Origin of the sequence: Paraburkholderia sp. EG286B, assembly GCF_040965655.1 — a bacterium.
In the GTDB taxonomy this organism is placed as follows: Bacteria; Pseudomonadota; Gammaproteobacteria; order Burkholderiales; family Burkholderiaceae; genus Paraburkholderia.
In genome coordinates this window covers 270,811-289,967 of sequence record NZ_JBFRCF010000007.1, presented here as the reverse complement: position 1 = coordinate 289,967, position 19,157 = coordinate 270,811, and the positions used below count along the sequence as shown (strand labels likewise).

15 protein-coding genes and 1 pseudogene are annotated in these 19,157 nt (G+C 63.6%); 5 read left to right on the top strand and 11 right to left on the bottom strand.

Annotated features, from left to right (window positions below):
• Positions 1 to 120: 120 nt before the first annotated feature.
• The gene (ehuD, locus tag AB4Y42_RS17890; RefSeq protein ID WP_368694880.1) at positions 121 to 822 is read right to left on the bottom strand and encodes an ectoine/hydroxyectoine ABC transporter permease subunit EhuD; all 702 of its coding nucleotides are present in this window, start codon (positions 820 to 822) and stop codon (positions 121 to 123) included.
• A 51-nt stretch (positions 823 to 873) separates the two neighbouring features.
• The gene (locus AB4Y42_RS17885) at positions 874 to 1,698 is read right to left on the bottom strand and encodes an IclR family transcriptional regulator (protein ID WP_368694879.1); all 825 of its coding nucleotides are present in this window, start codon (positions 1,696 to 1,698) and stop codon (positions 874 to 876) included.
• A 264-nt stretch (positions 1,699 to 1,962) separates the two neighbouring features.
• Between AB4Y42_RS17885 and AB4Y42_RS17880 the strand changes: the two genes are divergently transcribed.
• Positions 1,963 to 2,220, top strand: a complete 258-nt coding sequence (locus AB4Y42_RS17880) for a hypothetical protein (RefSeq protein ID WP_368687862.1) — start codon at positions 1,963 to 1,965, stop codon at positions 2,218 to 2,220.
• Positions 2,221 to 2,265: 45 nt separating this feature from the next.
• On the opposite strand, the gene AB4Y42_RS17875 is transcribed toward AB4Y42_RS17880, so the two are convergent.
• Entirely contained in the window at positions 2,266 to 2,625 is a 360-nt protein-coding gene (locus AB4Y42_RS17875) for a DUF3564 family protein (protein WP_368694878.1), read from the bottom strand.
• Between the two features lie 237 nt (positions 2,626 to 2,862).
• Between AB4Y42_RS17875 and AB4Y42_RS17870 the strand changes: the two genes are divergently transcribed.
• Together AB4Y42_RS17870 and AB4Y42_RS17865 are read left to right on the top strand one after the other, a co-directional pair.
• Complete coding sequence (locus AB4Y42_RS17870) at positions 2,863 to 4,800, top strand: EAL domain-containing protein (RefSeq protein ID WP_368694877.1); 1,938 nt, start codon at positions 2,863 to 2,865, stop codon at positions 4,798 to 4,800.
• A pseudogene (locus AB4Y42_RS17865) lies at positions 4,784 to 5,104 on the top strand (ATP-binding protein); the annotation flags it as partial. The gene AB4Y42_RS17870 and the pseudogene AB4Y42_RS17865, both read left to right, overlap by 17 nt.
• On the opposite strand, the gene AB4Y42_RS17860 reads toward AB4Y42_RS17865, so the two are convergent.
• From AB4Y42_RS17860 to AB4Y42_RS17845, 4 genes are all read right to left on the bottom strand, one after another.
• Positions 5,077 to 7,665, bottom strand: a complete 2,589-nt coding sequence (locus AB4Y42_RS17860) for a hybrid sensor histidine kinase/response regulator (protein WP_368687865.1) — start codon at positions 7,663 to 7,665, stop codon at positions 5,077 to 5,079. The pseudogene AB4Y42_RS17865 and the gene AB4Y42_RS17860 overlap by 28 nt on opposite strands.
• Before the next feature lie 28 nt (positions 7,666 to 7,693).
• On the bottom strand, positions 7,694 to 8,803 hold the full coding sequence (locus AB4Y42_RS17855) for a 3-oxoacyl-[acyl-carrier-protein] synthase III C-terminal domain-containing protein (RefSeq protein ID WP_368694876.1): 1,110 nt from the start codon (positions 8,801 to 8,803) through the stop codon (positions 7,694 to 7,696).
• 443 nt (positions 8,804 to 9,246) lie between these two features.
• Positions 9,247 to 10,491 carry an NAD(P)/FAD-dependent oxidoreductase gene (locus AB4Y42_RS17850; RefSeq protein WP_368694875.1) on the bottom strand — a complete coding sequence of 415 codons (1,245 nt, stop codon included), beginning with the start codon at positions 10,489 to 10,491 and terminating at the stop codon, positions 9,247 to 9,249.
• A 31-nt stretch (positions 10,492 to 10,522) separates the two neighbouring features.
• Positions 10,523 to 11,320: an ABC transporter substrate-binding protein gene (locus AB4Y42_RS17845; protein ID WP_133184113.1), complete on the bottom strand. Its 798-nt coding sequence runs from the start codon at positions 11,318 to 11,320 to the stop codon at positions 10,523 to 10,525.
• A 169-nt stretch (positions 11,321 to 11,489) separates the two neighbouring features.
• On the opposite strand from AB4Y42_RS17845, the gene AB4Y42_RS17840 reads away from it, so the two are divergent.
• Entirely contained in the window at positions 11,490 to 12,458 is a 969-nt protein-coding gene (locus AB4Y42_RS17840; RefSeq protein ID WP_368694952.1) for an ornithine cyclodeaminase family protein, read from the top strand.
• Between the two features lie 104 nt (positions 12,459 to 12,562).
• Positions 12,563 to 13,210 carry a transcriptional regulator gene (locus AB4Y42_RS17835; protein ID WP_368694874.1) on the top strand — a complete coding sequence of 216 codons (648 nt, stop codon included), beginning with the start codon at positions 12,563 to 12,565 and terminating at the stop codon, positions 13,208 to 13,210.
• A gap of 18 nt (positions 13,211 to 13,228) precedes the next feature.
• Here the strand turns inward: AB4Y42_RS17835 and AB4Y42_RS17830 are convergent, their stop codons facing one another.
• The 4 genes from AB4Y42_RS17830 to AB4Y42_RS17815 all read right to left on the bottom strand — a co-directional run bounded on the left by AB4Y42_RS17830 (position 13,229) and on the right by AB4Y42_RS17815 (position 18,684).
• Complete coding sequence (locus AB4Y42_RS17830) at positions 13,229 to 15,037, bottom strand: SLC13 family permease (protein WP_368694873.1); 1,809 nt, start codon at positions 15,035 to 15,037, stop codon at positions 13,229 to 13,231.
• Positions 15,038 to 15,089: 52 nt separating this feature from the next.
• A complete protein-coding gene (gene ggt / locus AB4Y42_RS17825; protein WP_368694872.1) occupies positions 15,090 to 16,751 on the bottom strand; it encodes a gamma-glutamyltransferase in 1,662 nt (553 codons plus the stop codon).
• Between the two features lie 69 nt (positions 16,752 to 16,820).
• Complete coding sequence (locus AB4Y42_RS17820; protein ID WP_069262417.1) at positions 16,821 to 17,039, bottom strand: EmrB/QacA subfamily drug resistance transporter; 219 nt, start codon at positions 17,037 to 17,039, stop codon at positions 16,821 to 16,823.
• A gap of 10 nt (positions 17,040 to 17,049) precedes the next feature.
• Entirely contained in the window at positions 17,050 to 18,684 is a 1,635-nt protein-coding gene (locus AB4Y42_RS17815) for an L-lactate permease (protein WP_368687872.1), read from the bottom strand.
• Between the last annotated feature and the right edge of the window lie 473 nt (positions 18,685 to 19,157).

Genomic DNA, 19,157 nt, shown 5'->3' with positions numbered 1-19,157 from the left:
CAATATCGATGCAAACGCCAGCGTAGCTTTGCGCATGAAACACCCCGAATTGGTTAGTTATCCAGATGTGACGAATCGATCGCGTCATTCACCTTGCTGCCTTACGTACGAGCGCGACGGTCATCGTGGACGCACTGCGGCGTTCGCCGGCCGCGCGGTGCCCATCTTGCGCTCGAGCCAGTGTACGACCAGGGCGCTCGGCCAGGAAAATGCCAGATAGAGCGCGCCGACCAGCGTGAAGATCGTGACGTACTGGAAGTTCGTCGACGAGATGATCTGGCCGGTGAACATCAGCTCCTTGACCGTCACGATCGACACGAGCGAGGTGTCCTTGAAGAGCGAAATCGCATAGTTGCCGAGCGGCGGCACGACGATGCGGATGGCCTGGGGAAGCACGATCAGGCGCAGCGTCTGGCGGCCGGACATGCCGAGCGCCTTCGCGGCTTGCGTCTGGCTCTTCGGCACGGCTTCAATGCCCGCGCGATACACCTCGGCGAGGTACGCTGAATAATTGATCGACAGCCCGATGACACCCGCCGTGAACGGCGCGAAACGAATTCCGAACGAGGGCAGCACGAAGTAGATGTAGAACAGTTGCAGCAGCGCGGGCGTGCCGCGTATGACCTCGATATAAACCGATGCAATGGCTCTCGGCAGCCGCGCGCGGCTGATTCTGGCGATGGCGAGCAGCAGGCCGAACGGCAGGCTGAGCGCCAGGATGCTGAAGGTCAGCTCGATGCTCGTGAGCGCCCCCTTGAGCAGATCGGGCAGATAGCTGTTCGCGTCGTGCAGATCGAACAGATCGAAGAAGGTGGTCAGCATGAGGTCCTCGCCCCGTCGCGGGGGCACCGGTGATCCGCCAGGAGATGCGTGCTAGCTCGCCGCGCCGCGTTGCGAGACAATCTGCGCGCCGAGCATCCGGCTGATGCGTTCTGCATGAGCGCGCAGCGTGCGCCCCAGCGCGTGCAGGTCGTCGTCGTCCAGTCCGTTCTTGAGCGTCGTCACGCTGATCGCAGCCACGCCTTCGCCGTCGCGGTTCGTAATGGCCGCGCCGACGCAAACCACGCCCAGATTGTCTTCTTCGTCGTCGAATGCATAGCCGCGCTCGGCGACGAGGATCAGATCCTTCATCAGCTCCGCGGGCGTCAGGCGGGTGTACTCGGTGCGACGCGGCATGCCGGTATGCGCAAGCAGCTTGACGACGCGCGCCGGCGGCAACAGCGCGAGCAGGGATTTGCCGAGCGCCGAGCAATGCGGGAGCTCGCGTTGTCCGAGCGCGGACGCGATCCGCACGATGCCGGGCGCCTCGACGCGGCTGATTGCGACGGCGTAGCCGTTGTCGTCGAGCACCGCAAGCCGGGACGTGAGACCGGTCGTGTCGGTCAGCTCGCGCAGAACCGGCATCGCAAGCTGGGAGATGCCGACGTCCGCCGCCGCCCGGTCGCCGAGATGCACGAGCGCAAAGCCGAGCCGATAGCGCCGTGAGCCGCCAAGGCGTACATCGGTGACGTAATGACGGGCGAGCAAGGTCTGCAACAACTCGAACGCCGTGCTCTTCGACACGCCGATTGCCGTCGCAATTTCGGCAACCGTAAGCCCCTCGTTATCGCTGGCCCCCAGCGTCTCCAGAACATCGAGCGCCCGGCTGACGCTGCGAAGCGCATTGCGCTCCCCAATGGTTTGGTCCGTTTGTGTCATTAGTATTTCGTCTTTTATCCGCTAGCAGGCGGTCGCGCGTTTCAGCCAGCTTAGCGCTGCCAATATTGACAGTCATCAAGGTGGAAACTACCATAAATAAGCCGCCGAACGTCGTTCGGTCTAGCCGAACAAAATATCTATTCGGCATACAGGACGCCTGATTCGTGGCGTGGCTTACCCAGGTAAATGACAACAGGAGGCCGCAGGGCCGGTGGTGCGCTCGGGGCATGCATGCGCAGCGCCATATTCCGACGGCAAATAAAGATGGGAACAGTGTCAGAAAGGGGTTTGGACGGTGGCGGGCAATCAAGAAAGTCGGGCGCCTGGTCGTCGCAAGTCGCGCACAGCGACATCCTGCACATTAAATCCGTGATTCAGCGATTGTCTGCAGAGGACCTGAACGAGTCGCGTTTGCCGCCGGCGTATTGGCGAAAGCGCTTGCAGGAAATCATGCAAAGCCATCAATTGTCGAAAAGCCAGTTCGACGAAATCGACCGGCTACTCGCGACATTGAAGGAGTAATGGCGCACGGCATCGGCGATGGCTCGACAGCCATCGTGCGAACGACTAGCAGGCAAACAGCGAATTCGCGGCTCGAACCGATTTACGGTCAACCGCCTGCAAGCGCCACTGCCATGCTGTTTCGTTGCACGCGCTGCTGTCCGGCCAGCTCGCATCGCCATGCCCGGAATGGAATTCCTGGCGCTCGTCCAGGCTGAGACCGCGCATGATGCATAGAGGCGCATCGGTTTGCGGAGCGCATAAGACCGTCTCGTCGCCGCCGGCGCGGACGTCGCCCCACGAAGGCAGGTCGACCCCTTCGTGTGACTCGCGCGACCAGCGTTTCTGGTCGAGATCGATCCACACAAGGGCGAATTCGTGTTTGTCTGCCGGGTCAGAACCATTGATCAGGATGGTCAGTCGCATGAGCACTCCGTGCAGTGCGGCTCGTTAGTGGGATCGCGGCGCGAATCGCAAGTTGTCAGTCTAGAAGTTCCGCGATGGAACGCAAGCGGATTTTCCATATATTGGGAAAACTCCGTGGTGCGCAGGCGCACATAACGCGAAGGTCAAGCCGGAACCCGAAGACGTCCGCACAGCTTCGGTTCGCCCGGGGGTCGGAATGAGTTCTCCGCATCCTGGAGTCCGATCTGGTCTATCCTCATGAAATCATATGATTTGAATCGGGGAGACGACGTGCTTACGTCCGCCAGGGGCGACAAGTTCTGGACCGCCGGCACTTTGCGCCGCATTTATGTTCTCCGGGTCCTCGGCTACGCGATCGGCTCCATACCCGTTCTGTCCTTGCTGCACGTGCAACATGCGCCGGCGTCGCTCTTCGCCGGCGTTCTTGCCATCTGTCTCGTCTGGCCGCATGTCGCTTATTCGCGGGTACGCGCCAACACTGACGATGCACTCCGCAAAGAGAAATGGAACCTGCTCTTCGATTCGGCGTTCGGCGGCTGGCTGGCCGCGGCGGTTCATTTCGAACCGGTCGCAACCGTCGTCATCCTGTTGATGTTTGCGCTCGACACCATGGCCGTGGGCGGTTGGCCGGTCTTCGTCGCCGGGGTGGGCGCGAGTGCGGCGGGCCTGATCGCCGGGGCGGCGATCTTCGGTGTCGCCGCCACGCCGCTGGACGTACGGATCGCGCCGGTGTGGCTGCCCATCATCTTCATCTATCCACTCCTGTTCGCCAAAACGACCCATGACGTGTCGGTCAGGCTTCTCGATCGTTCGCGCCGTTTGCGCGAACTCAGCGAATGCGACAGCCTGACCCGGCTCGCGAATCGTTCGGCGCTCAGCGCACGATTGCACGCACTCCTGACTGACCCCGCCCGCCACGGCGAAACCGTCTATGTCGTTTTCCTCGATCTGGACACGTTCAAGACCGTCAATGATGCGCTCGGGCACAGCGTCGGCGATCAGCTGCTCGTCGAAGTTGCCGGGCGTCTGCGGGGCTGCGCGCGGCCGGGCGACATTCTCGGTCGTTACGGCGGCGACGAGTTCATGATCGTTGCGCCGCGCGGGCAGGACGACACACGCTTCGATCTTCCCGATGCCGTACTCGCGGCGATTGCGAAACCAATGCTCGTCGGCGGGAACGAGCTCGTGGTGAGCGCGAGCGTCGGCATCAGCGTGTTTCCAGCGGATGGAGACAATGTGGAAACGCTGATCTCGTGCGCGGACATGGCGATGTACGCGGCCAAGAGTCGTGGCCGCAATTGCTGGGATCGCTATCGGCCTGAGATGGGCGAGAACGCCGACGCAAAGCTCATCCTTTCGGCACGGCTGAGAAAGGCGATCGAAGCAGGGACGCTGCGCGTGCACTACCAACCGCAGGTCGACATGCGCAACGGCCACGTGCTTGGCGTCGAAGCATTGGCGCGTTGGCACGATGAGATTTACGGCGAGATCGCGCCGGCCGAATTCGTTTCGATAGCGGAAGCCTCCGGATTTGTCGAGATGCTCGGCGAGTGGGTGCTGCATGAGGCCTGCCGGCAGTCGGCGCTATGGAGGCACATGGGGATTGCGCCGGTGCGCATCGCGGTCAATCTGTCGCCGCTCCAGTTGCAACGCACGGATATGGTCGAGACGTTTCAGACCATCCTGCAGGAGACGGGCGTCGATCCGACGATGCTCGAGCTCGAGGTCACCGAAACCGCGTTGATGAAGCAACCGGAGATCGCCGCGCGCCGCCTTCACGCATTTCGCCGCGCGGGTATTCGTATTGCCATCGACGATTTCGGCATGGGCTACTCGAGCCTGAGTCAACTGCGCGCGCTGCCGGTCGATCGCATCAAGATCGACCGTGCGTTCGTGCAAGGCGTCGGGGAAACGGACACGGGTGCGATCGTGAAGGCGATGGTTACGCTTGCGCAGGCGCTCGGTTTATCCGTCATCGCCGAAGGGGTGGAGACGCTCGCCCAGCAGGAGTGCCTGCTCGCGCTCGGTTGTGTGGAAGCGCAGGGATTCCGCTTCAGCAGGCCGCTCGATGCCGAAAGCATCACGCGTATGCTCGCCGACGGCGGCCCGCTACCGCGGGCTTCGCTTGCCACGCTCGGCGAAAAGCCGCACGCCCCGCCCTGCGTTGCGCATTGAAGTGCTCGACACGCTCGAACCGCAGATCCGCGTGCGCGACAACGGTCCCGGCATTGCTCCCGAAATCAAGGCGCGACTCTTGCGGGACCCGATCACGACTCACGCCGAAGAAGGTGTCCACGGCATGGGCATGATCTTCTGCAACCGCATCATGCGATCTTTTGGCGGCGGCCTGGAAGTCGACTCCACCGTGGGTGTCGGGACGACCGTCACGATGCGCTTTGGCACCCGCAGGGAACGCGCGCAAGCCGCTAACACACAACGGCCGCTCGAGCCTCAGTCCTCGCTCGACACGCCCGGCTGATCGACCGGGCTTATCGCCGCCACAAAATATTGATGCAGCGCGTCGGCCGAGCGGTTTCCCAGTGCGGTGGTCTGGTCGAGCCAGTCGGTCTCGTCCGGCCATTGGCCATCGAGGACGCGCGGATAGATCTGCTTCACATACAGGTGCAGCGCTTTCGCGCCGATGTTCCCGCTGATGCCTGAAAGCACGTGTAGCGTCGCGTGGACTGCCCGGATGTCACCGGCCTCCACACTGGTTGCAAGCTGCGCCAGTAGCGAGCGGATTTGCGCAATGCCCTTGAGGAAGGTCTGATCCAGCATGTCGAGCGACGCCAGTTCGTCGAGGTGTGCCTCATCGAGCAGGTCGTTCTCCGCGATCGCCGGCCGATTCGCAGCCCGGTTTGCAACCCGCATGACCGGCGCTGTCGGCCGCTCGCGTTTCTCCGGGGCGCTCGCCACGCGCGAGTGCGCAAACTGCCGCGCGAGACAGGCATAGAGCACACCGACCTGCACCGGTTTCGTCATGACCTCGTTCATGCCCGCCGCGAGACAGGCCCTGACTGCCGCCATATCGGACTGGCCGGTCAGGGCCACGATAGGCAGCTCGCCATACTCGTCCACGCGGGCGCGAATCCACGCCGCCGTCTCCACGCCGCCCATGCCGGGCATGTTCATGTCCATCACGATGGCGTCGACATTGCCGCCGCCCTGCAGGCGCGCCAGCACGCCCTGTCCGTTTTCCGCCTCCACGACGCTGGCGCCACAACGCTCCAGATAGCTCTTCGCGACCATCCGGCTGTAGGTGTCGTCGTCCGCGACGAGAATCGTCTTGCCCGCGAATCCGTCGAAGCGCGGGTGGCGCAAATGGCGATCGCCGCTTTCCATGAGTTTCTGCAGCGTACTCACCAGTTCCACCATGCGTATGGACTTGCTGATCGTTGCGTCCATGCCGGCACCCTTCGCGAGCACGCGAGCCAGGTTGTGAGCTTCGGCCGTATAACCGACCACAAGAAGGCCCCCGCCAGCCAGGTCGGCGTCGGAACGGATCTTCTCCGTGGTCGTGTAGCCGTCGAGACCCGGCATGTTGATGTCCATCAGGACGAGATCGTAGGCGGCGCTCTCTCGAAGGAGCGTCAGCGCGCGTTCACCGCTCTCCGCTTCGACGACCCGGGCGCCCACCCCCGCAAACGCATGGCAGACTTTCTCGCGTATCACCGCGTCATCATCCACAAACAGGATCGCCTTCCCGCTGAAGAACTCCGTGGCGCGCGCGAGTAGCGTCTGCCGGTAGGCCGCGATTTCGCTCTCCGGTATGGCAGGAAACTCGAGCGTAAACTGGGTGAATCGGCCGGCTTCCGAGCGGCACTCGATCGTGCCGCCGAACGAGCGCATCGCACGCTGGCAGTAGGCAAGCCCCAAACCCGTGCCGGCAGCATTTCCCTGGGTGCGGAAAGGCTCGAACAGATGGGACATCATCTCGGCTGCGATGCCCGGTCCCGTGTCGTGAACGATCACCTTGTTCCGGTCGACAGTCAGCGTCAGTGTTGCCGTGGGATGCGCCGCCATGTGATGCAGCGCATTCTTGATCAGATTGAACAAGGTAAACAGATAGACGGTCTCGTCGACCTTGAAGGTAAAGTCTTCGAGGACCATCAGTTTCACGCGGCTGCGCTCTTTCCTGCCGCCAAAGCCGTACTCGTCGAGCGCCTTGCGTGTCGCCTCCGCCGCGCTCGCATAGTTGAGATTGTCCGACTGCATGGGCTTGGCGCTGACTTCATCGAGCGTCATCGCGATGATTCTGAGCCCGCGATCGATCGCCAGCTGTCCGTGCGCAACGTGCTGCGAAAGCGAAGCCACCGCGTCGACCGGCAACGCCGGCACAGGCTTCGACTCGGCCATCGCGGGCAGCGCCTCCTCGACGCGATCGAGCACGTACCTGAGCTGGCTGAGCGGATTCCGCATTTCATGGGCGATCGTGCCCGCGAGCGCCCGAAGTGCGCCGTTCTTGGCCTGCGCCGTGATCCCCCGCATGTTGCTGTAGCTGAACGTGAGGCCCGCGCTGATGCCGAACGCGAAAACCGGCAGGTAGGTATAGAGCAGCAAATGGCCGTCGACGTGCAGGGACTCCGGCGTGACGATCCACGCGCACAGAATAGCGAGGCCAACCCCGAGCGCGAGATTCACCGCCAGCGCGACGAACGACGGAAAAATCGCGATCAGGAAAAACATCATCCCGACTTCCGCCATCGACCAGATCATCGAATAGTGGCCGGTGATCAGGTAGTAGGTGAAAAAGAACGGTAGCGTATAGGCTACCGTCAGGAAGTAATACCACGGCAGGAAAGGCACTGCTGCTGCGGGCCAGAAGCGGCGCAGCAGCAACAGCAGACAGGCGAGCGCGCCGATCACGCGCATCAGCGTGCTTTCATTGGGCTGGGGGTCGATGTAGGTCCACCACAACCAGTACAGCGGATGGCCGATGGTCCCGATCACGCCCACCGCCAGCACGCTAAGGTCCGACAACCCATATGCGTCGCGAACCCGCTGCATCAGATAGCGAACGCCTCCTGCAATGCCTTTCATATCGTTCTCAATAGACTGATACCGAGCCTCAGAACAGGAAGCTGCTCACGTTGAACGACATGCCGGCGCTGCCGACCCAGCACAGCGCCCTGTCGCCCCGCTTCAGCTTCCCGGTCTCCTTGGCCATCGAAATCGCGGCCGGAATCGAGGCGGAAACGAGATTTCCGGTATCCGGATAGATGTGATACATCTTATCGTCGATGCCTGCCTTCACGCCGTAGCCGTGCCACGCGGCCTTGGAGGAGGCGTGCGTAAACACGATGTCGATGTCCTTTTTGGGAACGGCCAGTCTGGAGAAGACTTCGGTAAGCTCATCTGAATTTTTGTGCAGTTCGTGGCCGAACGAGGTAAACCGCATTTCGCCGTTCTTGCCGATACGGTCGGTGGGATGGCAATACCCCTCGTAGCCAGGAATCGGAATCGTGCACAGGTCCGAGACATCGGGCTTGCCGCGAAATGCAAAGCTGAAGTTATCCGGCTCCTTCGCCACCACCAGCGTGGCCGTCGCCGCTTCGCCTATCGTAAACGACGGCAGGGTGTATTCGACCTGTGCGTGATGCTTGAGCGCGAAATTCGAAGGATAGAGCGGCCCCCCTGCGAGCATATTGAATTCGGCATTCACGATCATCGCGTTCTTATACTGGCCGGTCTTGAAGAGACTGTCGACGATCGACATGGCCCGCGTCCAGCTCATGCAGGCATCGACCACATCGAAGCATTCGGCATTGCCAAAGCCGAGCGTGCTCGCCATCATGTGGCTGTTGCCCGGCTCGAGGAACCCTCGACCGATGCCGACGAAGATGAACAGTTCGATGTGCTCCGGCCTCAGATACGTTTCCGACAAGACCTTGCGCGTCGCCATCGCAACGTGATCGATGGGCGACTCATGGCTGTCGCACCAGCGACGATGGACCAGCCCGCTCCGGTCGAGCAGCGTCTTGATGGTTCGCGCGGTCCTGTCGATGTCGCCATCGAAAGCCGTAGAGTGGGAGCGGATCATATCGACGACTTCTTCGTTCGTGACGACCCTCGAGGGAAGACTGACTGCGACATTCTTGATAAGCATAGAGAATCCGTGAATCGCGAAAAGATGGATGGGTAAAGGTCTCGCGCGTGTGGCACGCGGATATCTGGACACCAGATATCCGGCCGGACGGCCCCCGTACGTTAGCGCCCCCACCGTTTATCACGAATTCCCCCCTTCCCTACGCGTTGACTTTCAGCGGCCGGGTCTCGAGCGCCCGGGGTTCGTCGCCATGCTTCCGGGAACCTGCCTCCCTCCCATTCTTTCAATTCAGCTTCTGGCTACCTGAGCCATTCGGCGACGGCTCAGGCTTCACGACTCATGTTCGGCGCATACTTTGCGGGAATGATCCCGAACGGAATATCGGCAACAGTGAGTGGAACTTGAGCGTCGGGAAATCGACCCACCGGGCTCGTCAACGAGAGCGTGCGCAAGTTCATTGACTGGCCAAACGAACCGGTCGCATCGAATGGCTACGGAATCCGCGAACTCGTCATTCCGGGCGGCCGATGTGCCGTCGCCGCGGTCCGGGTCGCTACCGGCTCAACACACGTCTCTTAGCCAAACCGTGCGGGCCAATACGGCGTGGGATCGATGAACGGCGTTTCGCCGACGATCTGCTCGGCAACGAGGCGCGCCGTGACCGGCCCGAGCGTGAGGCCATGATGATTGTGACCGAACGCGAACCACAGCCCCGCATGACGCGGCGCAGGCCCGAGCAGCGGGCGCATGTCGGGCGTGCACGGGCGCAAGCCCATCCACGGCGTTTCGTCCAGCCGCGCGCCGAGGCCGAACACAGGACGCGCCTCGCGCTCGGCGGCGTCGAGCTGCGCATAGTTGGGCGGACGCTCGCGCGTGGCAAGCTCGACGCCCGTGGTCAGGCGCAGGCCGCGACGCATCGGCGCGACCACGTAACCGCCTTCGATATCCACCACCGGACGCACGAGCGGCGCACGCGCTTCGCTCGCGTAGTGCATGTGATAGCCGCGCTTGACCATGAGCGGCACGCGGTAGCCGAGCGGCTGTGTCACGAGGTCCGACCATGGGCCGAGCGCCACGACCGCAAGCTCGGCGCTCACCGGCCCTGCGTCGGTCTGCACTCGCCAGCCCTTGCCGTCGGGCATCAGCGTACGCGCGTCGCCCTGTGCAAATGCACCGCCTTCACGCAGGAATAGTTGCGCATAGCCCTTCGTCAGCGCGCCAGGATCCGCCACGCTCGCGGGATCGATCCAGTGAATCGCGCCCGCATAGCCCGCGTTGAGTGAAGGCTCCAGTGCAATGAGGCCCGGCGCGTCGAACATCTGCACATGCAGGCCATGTGCGTCGGCCACGCCCTGCGCCGTGTGCATTTCTCGCTCGAAGCCAATGGGCGAGCGCCACGCTTCGAGCCAGCCGACGGGCCGCACGATGTCGCGCAAGCCCGCGCGCGCGATCAGCGCGTCGTGCTCGGCCACGCTGCGCTCGATGAGCGGCAGCATGTCGCGCGCGGCGTGTGCGAGGCGCGCCGGCGACGACTCGCGCCAGAACGACGCGAGCCAGCGCGCGTAGGCGGGCAACGAGCGCACGTCGTAGCGCAGCACGGTCGAGTCGTTGCGCACGAGGCGCAGCAGCGTGCGCCAGTCGCGCGGAAAGCCATAAGGCACCACCGACGACGACTCGATCAACCCCGCGTTGCCATGGCTCGTTTCCTCGCCGGGCCCGCGCCGGTCGACCAGCGTGACCTGCACGCCGCGCGCCTGCAGATGCAGCGCGACGCTCACGCCCACGATGCCCGCCCCGAGAACGATCGCGCTCTGGCTCATGAATCGGCTCTGGAGTCCAAAGTCATCGGCATCACTTCGCGACGATATCGCGGCCGAAGTACTTCATCGACAGTTTCGTGAGCGTCCCGTCCTGGCGCAGCGAATCGATCGCGGCCACCACCTTCGCCTTGAGCGCCGCGTCGTCCTTGCGCATGCCGAAGCCCGTGCCTTCGCCGAGCGTGGCCGGGTCCTTGAGCGGCGCGCCCGCAAATTCGAAGCCCTTGCCCTGCGGTTTCGAGAGGAAGCCGTCGGTGGCAGTCTGCACTTCCTGCACCGCGCCGTCCAGGCGCCCGGCCGCGAGGTCAGCAAAAATCTGGTCCTGGTTCTCGTAGGTGACGACGTTCACGCCCTGCGTGCCCCAGTGCTTGCGAACATAGTCTTCCTGCGTCGAGCCTTGCAGCACGCCGACCGACTTGCCCTTCAGGCTCGCGGGCGTGGGCTGCAGACCCGAGCCGCGCTTCGCGACCATCTGGATCGGCATCACGTAGATGGCGGGCGTGAAGGCGATCTGCTGACGCCGCTTGTCGGTGATGTTCATGGCCGAATTGATGACGTCGAACTTGCGCGCCTCGAGCGCGGCGATCAGACCGTCGAAGCTGTTCTCCACCCACACGCACTTCATCTGCAGTTTCTGGCACACCGCGTTGCCGATATCGATGTCGAAGCCTTGCAGATCGCCCGAGGGCGTCTTGCTCTCGAACGGCGGATAGGATGCCTCCACGCCGAAGCGCAGCGTTTTCGGGTCTTGCGCGTGCGCCGCGCCCGCCGTCATGCCCGCCAGGCACGCAAGGCTGGCCGCAGCCGCAAAGCGAATCATCTTCCTGTTCATCGTCGTCACCCAATTCGTAATAAGTGTCTGTTCACGTGTGTTGCGCTTTCGTGCGGCGCCCTTTCACGAGGGCCGCGGCCGCAGGAGGAATATAGACGAAAAATAAAAATAAAGTCTAGAATGGACAAAAATGTCTACATCGCGACTCCGGAGCCCCAACATGAACGAGATGTCCCAAGCCATCGCCGCGCCGCTCGTCGTCGACGCCGCCCAGGTGCGCGCCGCCCTGCCCAGCCTCGACGTACGGGGCGAACTGGGCCGCCTGTTCGCCTCGCTCGGCCGCGGCGACGCCGTGCAGCCGCCGCAAACCCTCACGCTGTTCCCGAAGCAGGCAGGCGACTTCATCACCTATCTCGGCGTGCTCGCCGAAGCGGGCGTGTTCGGCGCGAAACTCTCGCCGTATATCGTCGGCGCCGAAGGCCAGCCGCCCATCATCACCGCATGGACCGCGCTGATGTCGATGAAAACGGCGCAGCCGCTCATGTGGTGCGACTCGGCGCTGCTCACCACCGAGCGCACCGCGGGCACCACGGCGCTCGCCGTCGACCAGCTTGCGCCGCGCGAGGCGAAACGCCTGGCCGTGATCGGCTCGGGCGCGGTCGCGCTGGCGCATCTTCGTCACGTTGCGCCGCTTCGCGCGTGGGAGAGCATTCGCGTGTTTTCGCCGAAGCTCGCGGGCGACGCACAGCGTCAGTCTGAACTGCACGCCCTGGACGCACGGGCAAGCGTGGCGCAGACGGTCGAAGCCTGCGTGCAAGACGCCGACGTGGTGATGCTGTGCACCTCGTCGGGCAAGCCCGTGCTCGCGCTGGACACGCTCACGAAACCCGCGCTCATCACCTCGATCAGCACGAACGTCGCGAACGCGCATGAAATCGATCCGGCCGCGCTGCCCTCGCTCGATGTGTACTGCGACTATCGCCACACCACGCCGCAAAGCGCGGGCGAAATGGTGCTGGCCGCGCGCGAGCACGGCTGGTCGCCCGATGCGATCGCGGGCGATCTCGCGGAACTCGCCAACGACGCGTGCCCGCGCCCGGCTTACGCGCGCCATGCCTTCTTCCGCTCGATCGGTCTTGGCCTCGAAGACATGGCCGTCGCGAACGCGCTGTATAAGCATCTGCAAAGCGCACGTTGATGCCCGTTGATACGCGGCGCCGACTGGACGCAGTATCATCGATGTCCTTTCTGCCGCCACCCGGTCCCAGTCCGATGCCGAAACGAGAAGACGAGAAAACCCGCGTGAAGAAAACCGCCAGCCCGAAGTCCGCGCGCGACCTGCTGCTCGCGCGCTACGCGCACGTGGCGGACAGCATCACCACGCTGTTCTTTCCGTTCGCGGAGGTCGTGATTCACGACCTCTCGGACCAGACCGTGGCGTATCTCTCGAACAACCTCTCGAAGCGCGAGGTCGGCGACGACGCCGCGCTCGAAGACGTCGAGGAAACCACGCGCAACAAGCTGCTCGGCCCTTACGAGAAGGTGAACTGGGACGGCCGGCGCATGCGTTGCGTAAGCACGGCACTGTTCGACGACGAAGGGCACGCGGCGGGTGTGATGTGCATCAACTTCAACATCGCCGCGTTCGACGACATGCAGGCCACGCTCAACCTCTTCCTGCGCGGCGCAGGCGTGATCGCACAGCCCGAGGAGCTATTCCGGGACGACTGGCAGGAGCGCATCAACACCTTTTTGCACGGCTGGCTGCGCGAGCGGCAGATCGCGCTCAACTCGCTCACGCGCGAGCACCGGCGCGAACTGGTCGAGGCGCTGCACGCCGAAGGCGCGTTCAAGGGCAAGAGTTCCGCCAACTATGTGGCGAAGGTGCTGGGCATGGGGCGCGCGACGGTCTACAAGCATCTGCGCGAAATGAAGGCGGACGCCGAATAGCGCGCAAGCCGTGCCTGACTAGAAGCGCCAGTACAAGGGCGCAATGAACACGACCACGGCCATCGACCACGACACGATCAGCACGCCGATCTTCCAGTAGTCGCCGAACGCGTAGGCGCCCGGCCCGTACGTGACGATGTTCACCGGCGTGCTCATTGGCGTGAGGTGGGCTGCGCCCGCGCCCAGTGCGACCGCGATCAGGAACGGCGTCGCGGACACTCCGAGTTCCCGCGCCGTGGCAACCGCAATCGGCACGGTCACGAGCGCGGAAGAGTTGTTGGAGATGACCTGGGTCAGCACAGCCGCGACGACGAAGAGCCCCGCCATCACGGCGCGCGGGCCGCCGGAGCCGACGATCTGGATCACGTAATCGCCGAGCAGATATGCGAGCCCGGTCTTCGACATCGCCGTGGCGAGCGGGATCAGCGCACCGACCAGCACGCAGGTGTTCCAGTCGATCGAATACAGCTGGCTCAGCTTGATCACGCGTGTCAGCACCATCGCCGTTACGCAGATCAGCGTGGCCACGGCGGCCGGCACGACATTGGTCGCAAGCAGCACGACCAGCACGGCGAGGATGATGAGCGCTTCGCGAGCGCCGCGACTGAGCGCGACAGTCTGGCGCCGGACGGCTTGCGGCGCATCGACCATGAGGATCTGCGGGTCGGAGAAGTGCTTGTCCAGCGCCTCCCAGGTACCCCGGAACAGCAGATGGTCGCCGGCGAGCAGATGCGTGGAGGGTCCCGGTACGTCTTCGCCACCCCGCTGGACGGCGAGGACGATCAGGTCGCCTTCGTGCGTCGCCATGCCCGGAAACACGGCTTGACCAATCAACGCGGAGCGCTGCGGAATCACCACTTCGGCAAGGCCGGACGAGCGGTTGAACAGCGCGTTGGTCACGGCCTGCGATTCCGCGGACGGCTCGCGAATGGCGAGGTGCAGGTCGTTGGCCAGCCGCGAGACAACCTGCGCGTCGCCGCGCACCAGAAGGTGCTGTCCCTCGAGCGCGGCTTGCCCACCCAGCTCCGCATCCTCTTCGTCCATGAGCCCGAGGACGCTGAGGCCCGGGTATTGCGACAGATCGATGTCGGCCGCCGTCTTGCCGATGAACGGCGAGCCGGCACGCACGCGCAGCCGGCACACGTCGTCGGCCATGCGGTACTGTTCGACGAGCGTATGCGCATGCTGGCTGAAATCGGCTGGCAGCGATCCCGAACTGCGCTTGGGCAGCAAGAGCGGCCCCAGCACCAGAATGATGACGAGGCTGCCCGCAAAAAGCGGCAGGCCGACAATCGACCATTCGAAGAAGCGGATCGGCGCGCCGCCTGCCGCATCGGCCGCGCTGGCCGCGATGACATTCACAGGACTGCCTAGCAGTGTGAGCTTGGCGCCGGTCAGGCACGCAATCGACACCGGCATCATCAGTTGGGAAGGCTCGAGCCGCGTGCGTACGCAGACGATGACCGCGATCGGCAACATCGCGACGACGGCGCCGTTCATGCCGATCAGCGCCGTCGAGATGGCGGACAGGATCAGCAGCGAAGCGATGAGCCGTTTCTGGCTCTGGCCGGCATGACGAATCAGCCACTGGCCCGCCCACGTGCCCACGCCGGTCGTCTCGAGGCCGATCCCCACGCCGAGCAGCGCGGCGATGAAGACGATGAGCGGATCGCCGAATCCGCCCAACGCCTCGTGCATCGTCAGCACGCCGGTGAGGTAGAGCGCGAGCAGCGACATAACGGCGACCACCGCCGCCGGCAGCTTGTTCCAGATGAACAGCACCATCGTTACGGCGAGGATGAGCGAGGTAACGATCATCGGGTTCATAGGTTCGACCCTTTGCGCGCGTCCGCCAGTCCGCAGTCAGTTGCCGCGGAAGCTAGTAGCCCAGCGCGGCGCCATCTCCGCGCGGATCGGCGCCGCCTTCATAAAAGCCCTGTTCGTGATCGACCCGGATCGCGTGCGCATGTCCCATGTTGTCGTTCCAGTGCGTGACCATCTGCACGGGCTGACCCCGGCGTTTCAGTTCGCGCACGACTTCGTCGGAGATGCGTCCCTCGAGCGACATGTTGCGCGATTTGGTGCCCCAGGTGCGGCCCATCAGCCAGCGCGGCGCTTCGATGGCCTGCTGCACGTCGTAGCCGAAGTCCACGATCCGCGTGACGAGCGCCGCCTGCGTCTGCGGCTGCCCTTCCCCACCCATCGAACCGAACGCGAGGCAAGGCTTGCCGTCGCGCGACATCAGCGCCGGGATCAAGGTATGGAACGTTCGCTTGCCCGGCTGCAGGCTGTTCGGATGATGCTCGTCCAGCGAGAAGAACGCGCCGCGATTCTGCATGATGATGCCGGTGTCGCCACCCATCACCGCGCTGCCGAAGTCGTGATAAATCGACTGGATCAGCGACACGACCATGCCGTCCTTGTCGGAGGCGCAAAAGTAGCAGGTGTCGCCGTCCGGCGCGCGGCGCTCGTGCGGATGCTGATACGCAATGCCCGCGGGCACCGTTGCGATGTCCAGCGCACGCTCGGGGTCCAGCAGCTTGCGGCGCTCGTCGCAGTACGCCTTGGAGATGAGCTCGTCCACCGGTATCGCGACGAAGCTCGGGTCGGTCAGCCACTCTTCGCGGTCGGCAAACGCGATCTTCACCGCCTCGGCGAGGTGGTGATAGTAGTCCGCCGTCCCATCGCCCCACGCGGTGACGTCGTAGCCCTCGATCAGGTTCAGGATTTGCAGCGGCGTGAAGCCCTGCGTGTTCGGCGGCAGTTCATACACCGTGTTGCCCCGGTACGTCGTGCTGATCGGCGTCACCCATTGCGCGTGGTACGCGGCGAAGTCGTCCGCCTGCAGCGGCGAGCCCGCCTGACCGATCGCGCCGCAGATCCGTGCGGCGAGATCGCCTTCGTAAAATCCCGCCCGTGCGCCGTGATCGGCGAGGTGCTGCAACGAGCGTGCGAGCGCACCCTGCACGAGGCGCTCGCCGTCCGCCGGCACGCGGCCGCCCGGCAGGAAGATCGCCGCGGTTTCGGGATATTTGGTGAGGATCGGCACGTCCTGCACCGTCCAGTCCGCGAGCGAGCGGCTCACCGGCACACCGTCGCGCGCGTAGCCGATCGCCGGCGCAAACAGCTCCGCCCACGTCAGCCGCCCAAAGCGCTCGTGGGCGAGCCGCCAGCCATCGATCGCGCCCGGCACGGTGAGCACGGCCTGTGGCCCGCGCGCCGCGATTTCGTCGGCGCCGGCGCTGCCTCGATAGCGCGCCAGTGTGGCTTGCTGCGCAGCGGGTCCGCTCGCATTGATGGCGTAGACCTGCTCGCTCTTGCCGTCGGCGATCAGCCAGAATCCGTCGCCGCCCAGTCCCGCCATGTGCTGGTAGGCGACGCACAGCACGGCATTCGCGGCAATCGCGGCATCGACTGCCGTGCCGCCGCGTTGAAGCATGGTTAAGCCGGCCTGGCTGGCGAGATAGTGAGGGGTCGACACCATCCCTTGCGGTGCGCGGGTGGGCGGCCGACCGGTGCGAGGGCCGTTTGGATGACTCATGATGAATGCGCTCCCGTGATGTTGATCGGGCAAAGCGACACGCTTGAACGCGCGAAACCGACGAATCAATCAGGAGGCCCGATCGTCGAACTCGACGCCCGCGTCCCTGACCTTGTCTTTGGAGTGGTCCATGAAGCGCGTGATGATAGGCAACGCGCCGCCGGCAATCACGCATAGCAGGCCGAGGCTCAGCAGCAGCGTGTTACCGGTGGTCGCGCCCCTGCTGGTGAGTGGAAAGGCCAGGAACATCAGGATCAGCGCCACCGTTTCTGCCACGAGCTTGTCCATGCCGATGACCTCACGCGAGCATGACGAGAACAATCGTGCCTATCCCCGTGAGGATCGCCACGATGATCGTCCACGGGATGGCGAGTTTCATGACCGCGCCTTCCTGCCCCTTGATACCGGTGATGCTGGTGCCCAGCACGATATTCGCGGGGCCGATCGCATTCCCGTAGGCGCTGCCTGCGGCCTGCGCCGCCACGATCGCCTCCACAGGCAGCGAATGCAAATGCGCCACGTCGCTCTGCAAGCCGCCGAACAGGACGTTCGATGCGGTGCTGCTCGACGTCATGAACGCGCCTAGCGCGCCAATCACACTGGCAATGCCCGCGTAGACGAGCGGCGGCGACGCGTCGGCAATACCGTGCGCGAGCACCATGGTCTGGCCGCTGTGATCGAGAACCCGGCTCGTCACGAGGAACGCGATGACGGGCAGCGACGCGGGCACGCCATCCACAATGAGCGAGCGCCCGAGGTTCTCCTTGCCATGACGCGACTGCCACGCCCCGTAGTAGCCATTCGCGCGATACACGATCCACACGATGATGGCCGATATCAGCAGCATGGTGCCCGGATGGGTGAACGGCGCGAACGGCGCATAACGCACGACCGCCGCGTTCGTCACGCCGAAGCCCGTGGTCACTTCGGGGAACGGCAGACCGATACGGAATTGCCGCAAGGCGTTGTTCAGCGGATCGATGAGCAAAATTCCCAGCGTGACGACCGTGAGCACGACATACGGCAGAAAGGCCATGCCGATGCTCATCACCGGCTCGCTCGCATCCGCCTGGGTGCGGACCGCCGTTTCGTCCATTGCGGGCCGCAGCGGCACGTCGGCTTGTGGAACCGGCTCGCTGAAACGGCGCCAGCGCGAGAGCGGGTACAGCGCGATCATCGCAATGGCCGCTGCGAGAAACGTGGAGAGCTCCGGACTCAGGAACGCAAAAATCAGCTGGCCGAAGCCGAGTATGGTGCCAAGAATCAGGACGAGCGGCCAGGCATGACGCACCGCGGCCCAGCGTCCGTACAGCCACACGATCAGCAACCCGCCAAAGTAGGTGGGAATCAGCAGGAGCAGCGACGATTCGAACGCGGCCCGCGTCACGTCCTGCACATCCGCCACCTGCAAGGTCGCCAGCCAGCCGACACCAAGCGTGCCGAAGAACCGCGCCCATGCATGCGCAATGATCGAAATGGCGGCGGCGTAAACGGGTCTCACGCCGATTGCGAGCAGCAGCGGAGCCACAACGGCAATCGGCGCGCCGAACCCGGCGATGCCTTGAAGAAACGATGAAAATACCCAGCCGAGCCCGAGAATGACGAACAATTCATTTCGGCTAAAGCGGGAAATCCCTTGACGAAGGGCGTCGTATCCGCCGGCCTGTTTGGTGATCTGGTAGAGCAGCAATGCCGGCCACATGACATACAGGATGAATATGGCGTCCCATACGCCCTTCGCGCTTGCGACGGTCAATGTCCCAAGTGGGGTGCGGAATGCGAAAAAGGCGATCAAACCCGCCACGAACATTGCACCCGGACCCGCCTCGGGCGCGCGCCAGCGCAGCGGCACGAGAAAGACAAGCAGCGCGACGATGGAAAGTGTTGCCAGAATCCAGTGAATCAGGTCGACCGGAATTGATGTCTCAGCCATCTCCTTCCCTCATACCGACAAAGTCTCCGCTGACGTTGGGAGATTTGGCCTGGAAATCGATTTAACTGATGATAGTCGCTTTTGTTTAAGCCGCAAGATAAAAATCCAGTGACTTATTTCGTTGTGCAACATTTTTCCGATTTGAGTGGCTTATCCTTTCCTTGAAAATTATTTCGTTATTTAACGTCGTTCTCAACCGATTACCGACTTTCGAAAAAAGACAATGATTGCGCCCGCAATGAAACATCGGCATTTCCGCAGGCGGGACATCCCACACATTGGGATGCCGTTCGCGCGCCACTACCAGGTTTGCTAATGCGATCGACCGTTGCGTGGCGCATCAACCCCGCATGCGAATTGGGGATCAAGTGTAAACGCCCGGATTATTTCCCGCGCCGGCGAAATAGCTGACGCACGCCGCGCCGAAAAGCACCGCTTTCGGACACGCCTATGTTGGTGACTGCCGGCTCGCC

Coding starts and splice junctions, on each gene's coding strand:
- ehuD (WP_368694880.1), bottom strand. CDS start 822: ATGCTGACCACCTTCTTCGATCTGTTCGATCTGCACGACGCGAACAGC.
- AB4Y42_RS17885 (WP_368694879.1), bottom strand. CDS start 1,698: ATGACACAAACGGACCAAACCATTGGGGAGCGCAATGCGCTTCGCAGC.
- AB4Y42_RS17880 (WP_368687862.1), top strand. CDS start 1,963: ATGGGAACAGTGTCAGAAAGGGGTTTGGACGGTGGCGGGCAATCAAGA.
- AB4Y42_RS17875 (WP_368694878.1), bottom strand. CDS start 2,625: ATGCGACTGACCATCCTGATCAATGGTTCTGACCCGGCAGACAAACAC.
- AB4Y42_RS17870 (WP_368694877.1), top strand. CDS start 2,863: ATGAAATCATATGATTTGAATCGGGGAGACGACGTGCTTACGTCCGCC.
- AB4Y42_RS17860 (WP_368687865.1), bottom strand. CDS start 7,665: ATGAAAGGCATTGCAGGAGGCGTTCGCTATCTGATGCAGCGGGTTCGC.
- AB4Y42_RS17850 (WP_368694875.1), bottom strand. CDS start 10,491: ATGAGCCAGAGCGCGATCGTTCTCGGGGCGGGCATCGTGGGCGTGAGC.
- AB4Y42_RS17845 (WP_133184113.1), bottom strand. CDS start 11,320: ATGAACAGGAAGATGATTCGCTTTGCGGCTGCGGCCAGCCTTGCGTGC.
- AB4Y42_RS17840 (WP_368694952.1), top strand. CDS start 11,490: ATGTCCCAAGCCATCGCCGCGCCGCTCGTCGTCGACGCCGCCCAGGTG.
- AB4Y42_RS17830 (WP_368694873.1), bottom strand. CDS start 15,037: ATGAACCCGATGATCGTTACCTCGCTCATCCTCGCCGTAACGATGGTG.
- ggt (WP_368694872.1), bottom strand. CDS start 16,751: ATGAGTCATCCAAACGGCCCTCGCACCGGTCGGCCGCCCACCCGCGCA.
- AB4Y42_RS17820 (WP_069262417.1), bottom strand. CDS start 17,039: ATGGACAAGCTCGTGGCAGAAACGGTGGCGCTGATCCTGATGTTCCTG.
- AB4Y42_RS17815 (WP_368687872.1), bottom strand. CDS start 18,684: ATGGCTGAGACATCAATTCCGGTCGACCTGATTCACTGGATTCTGGCA.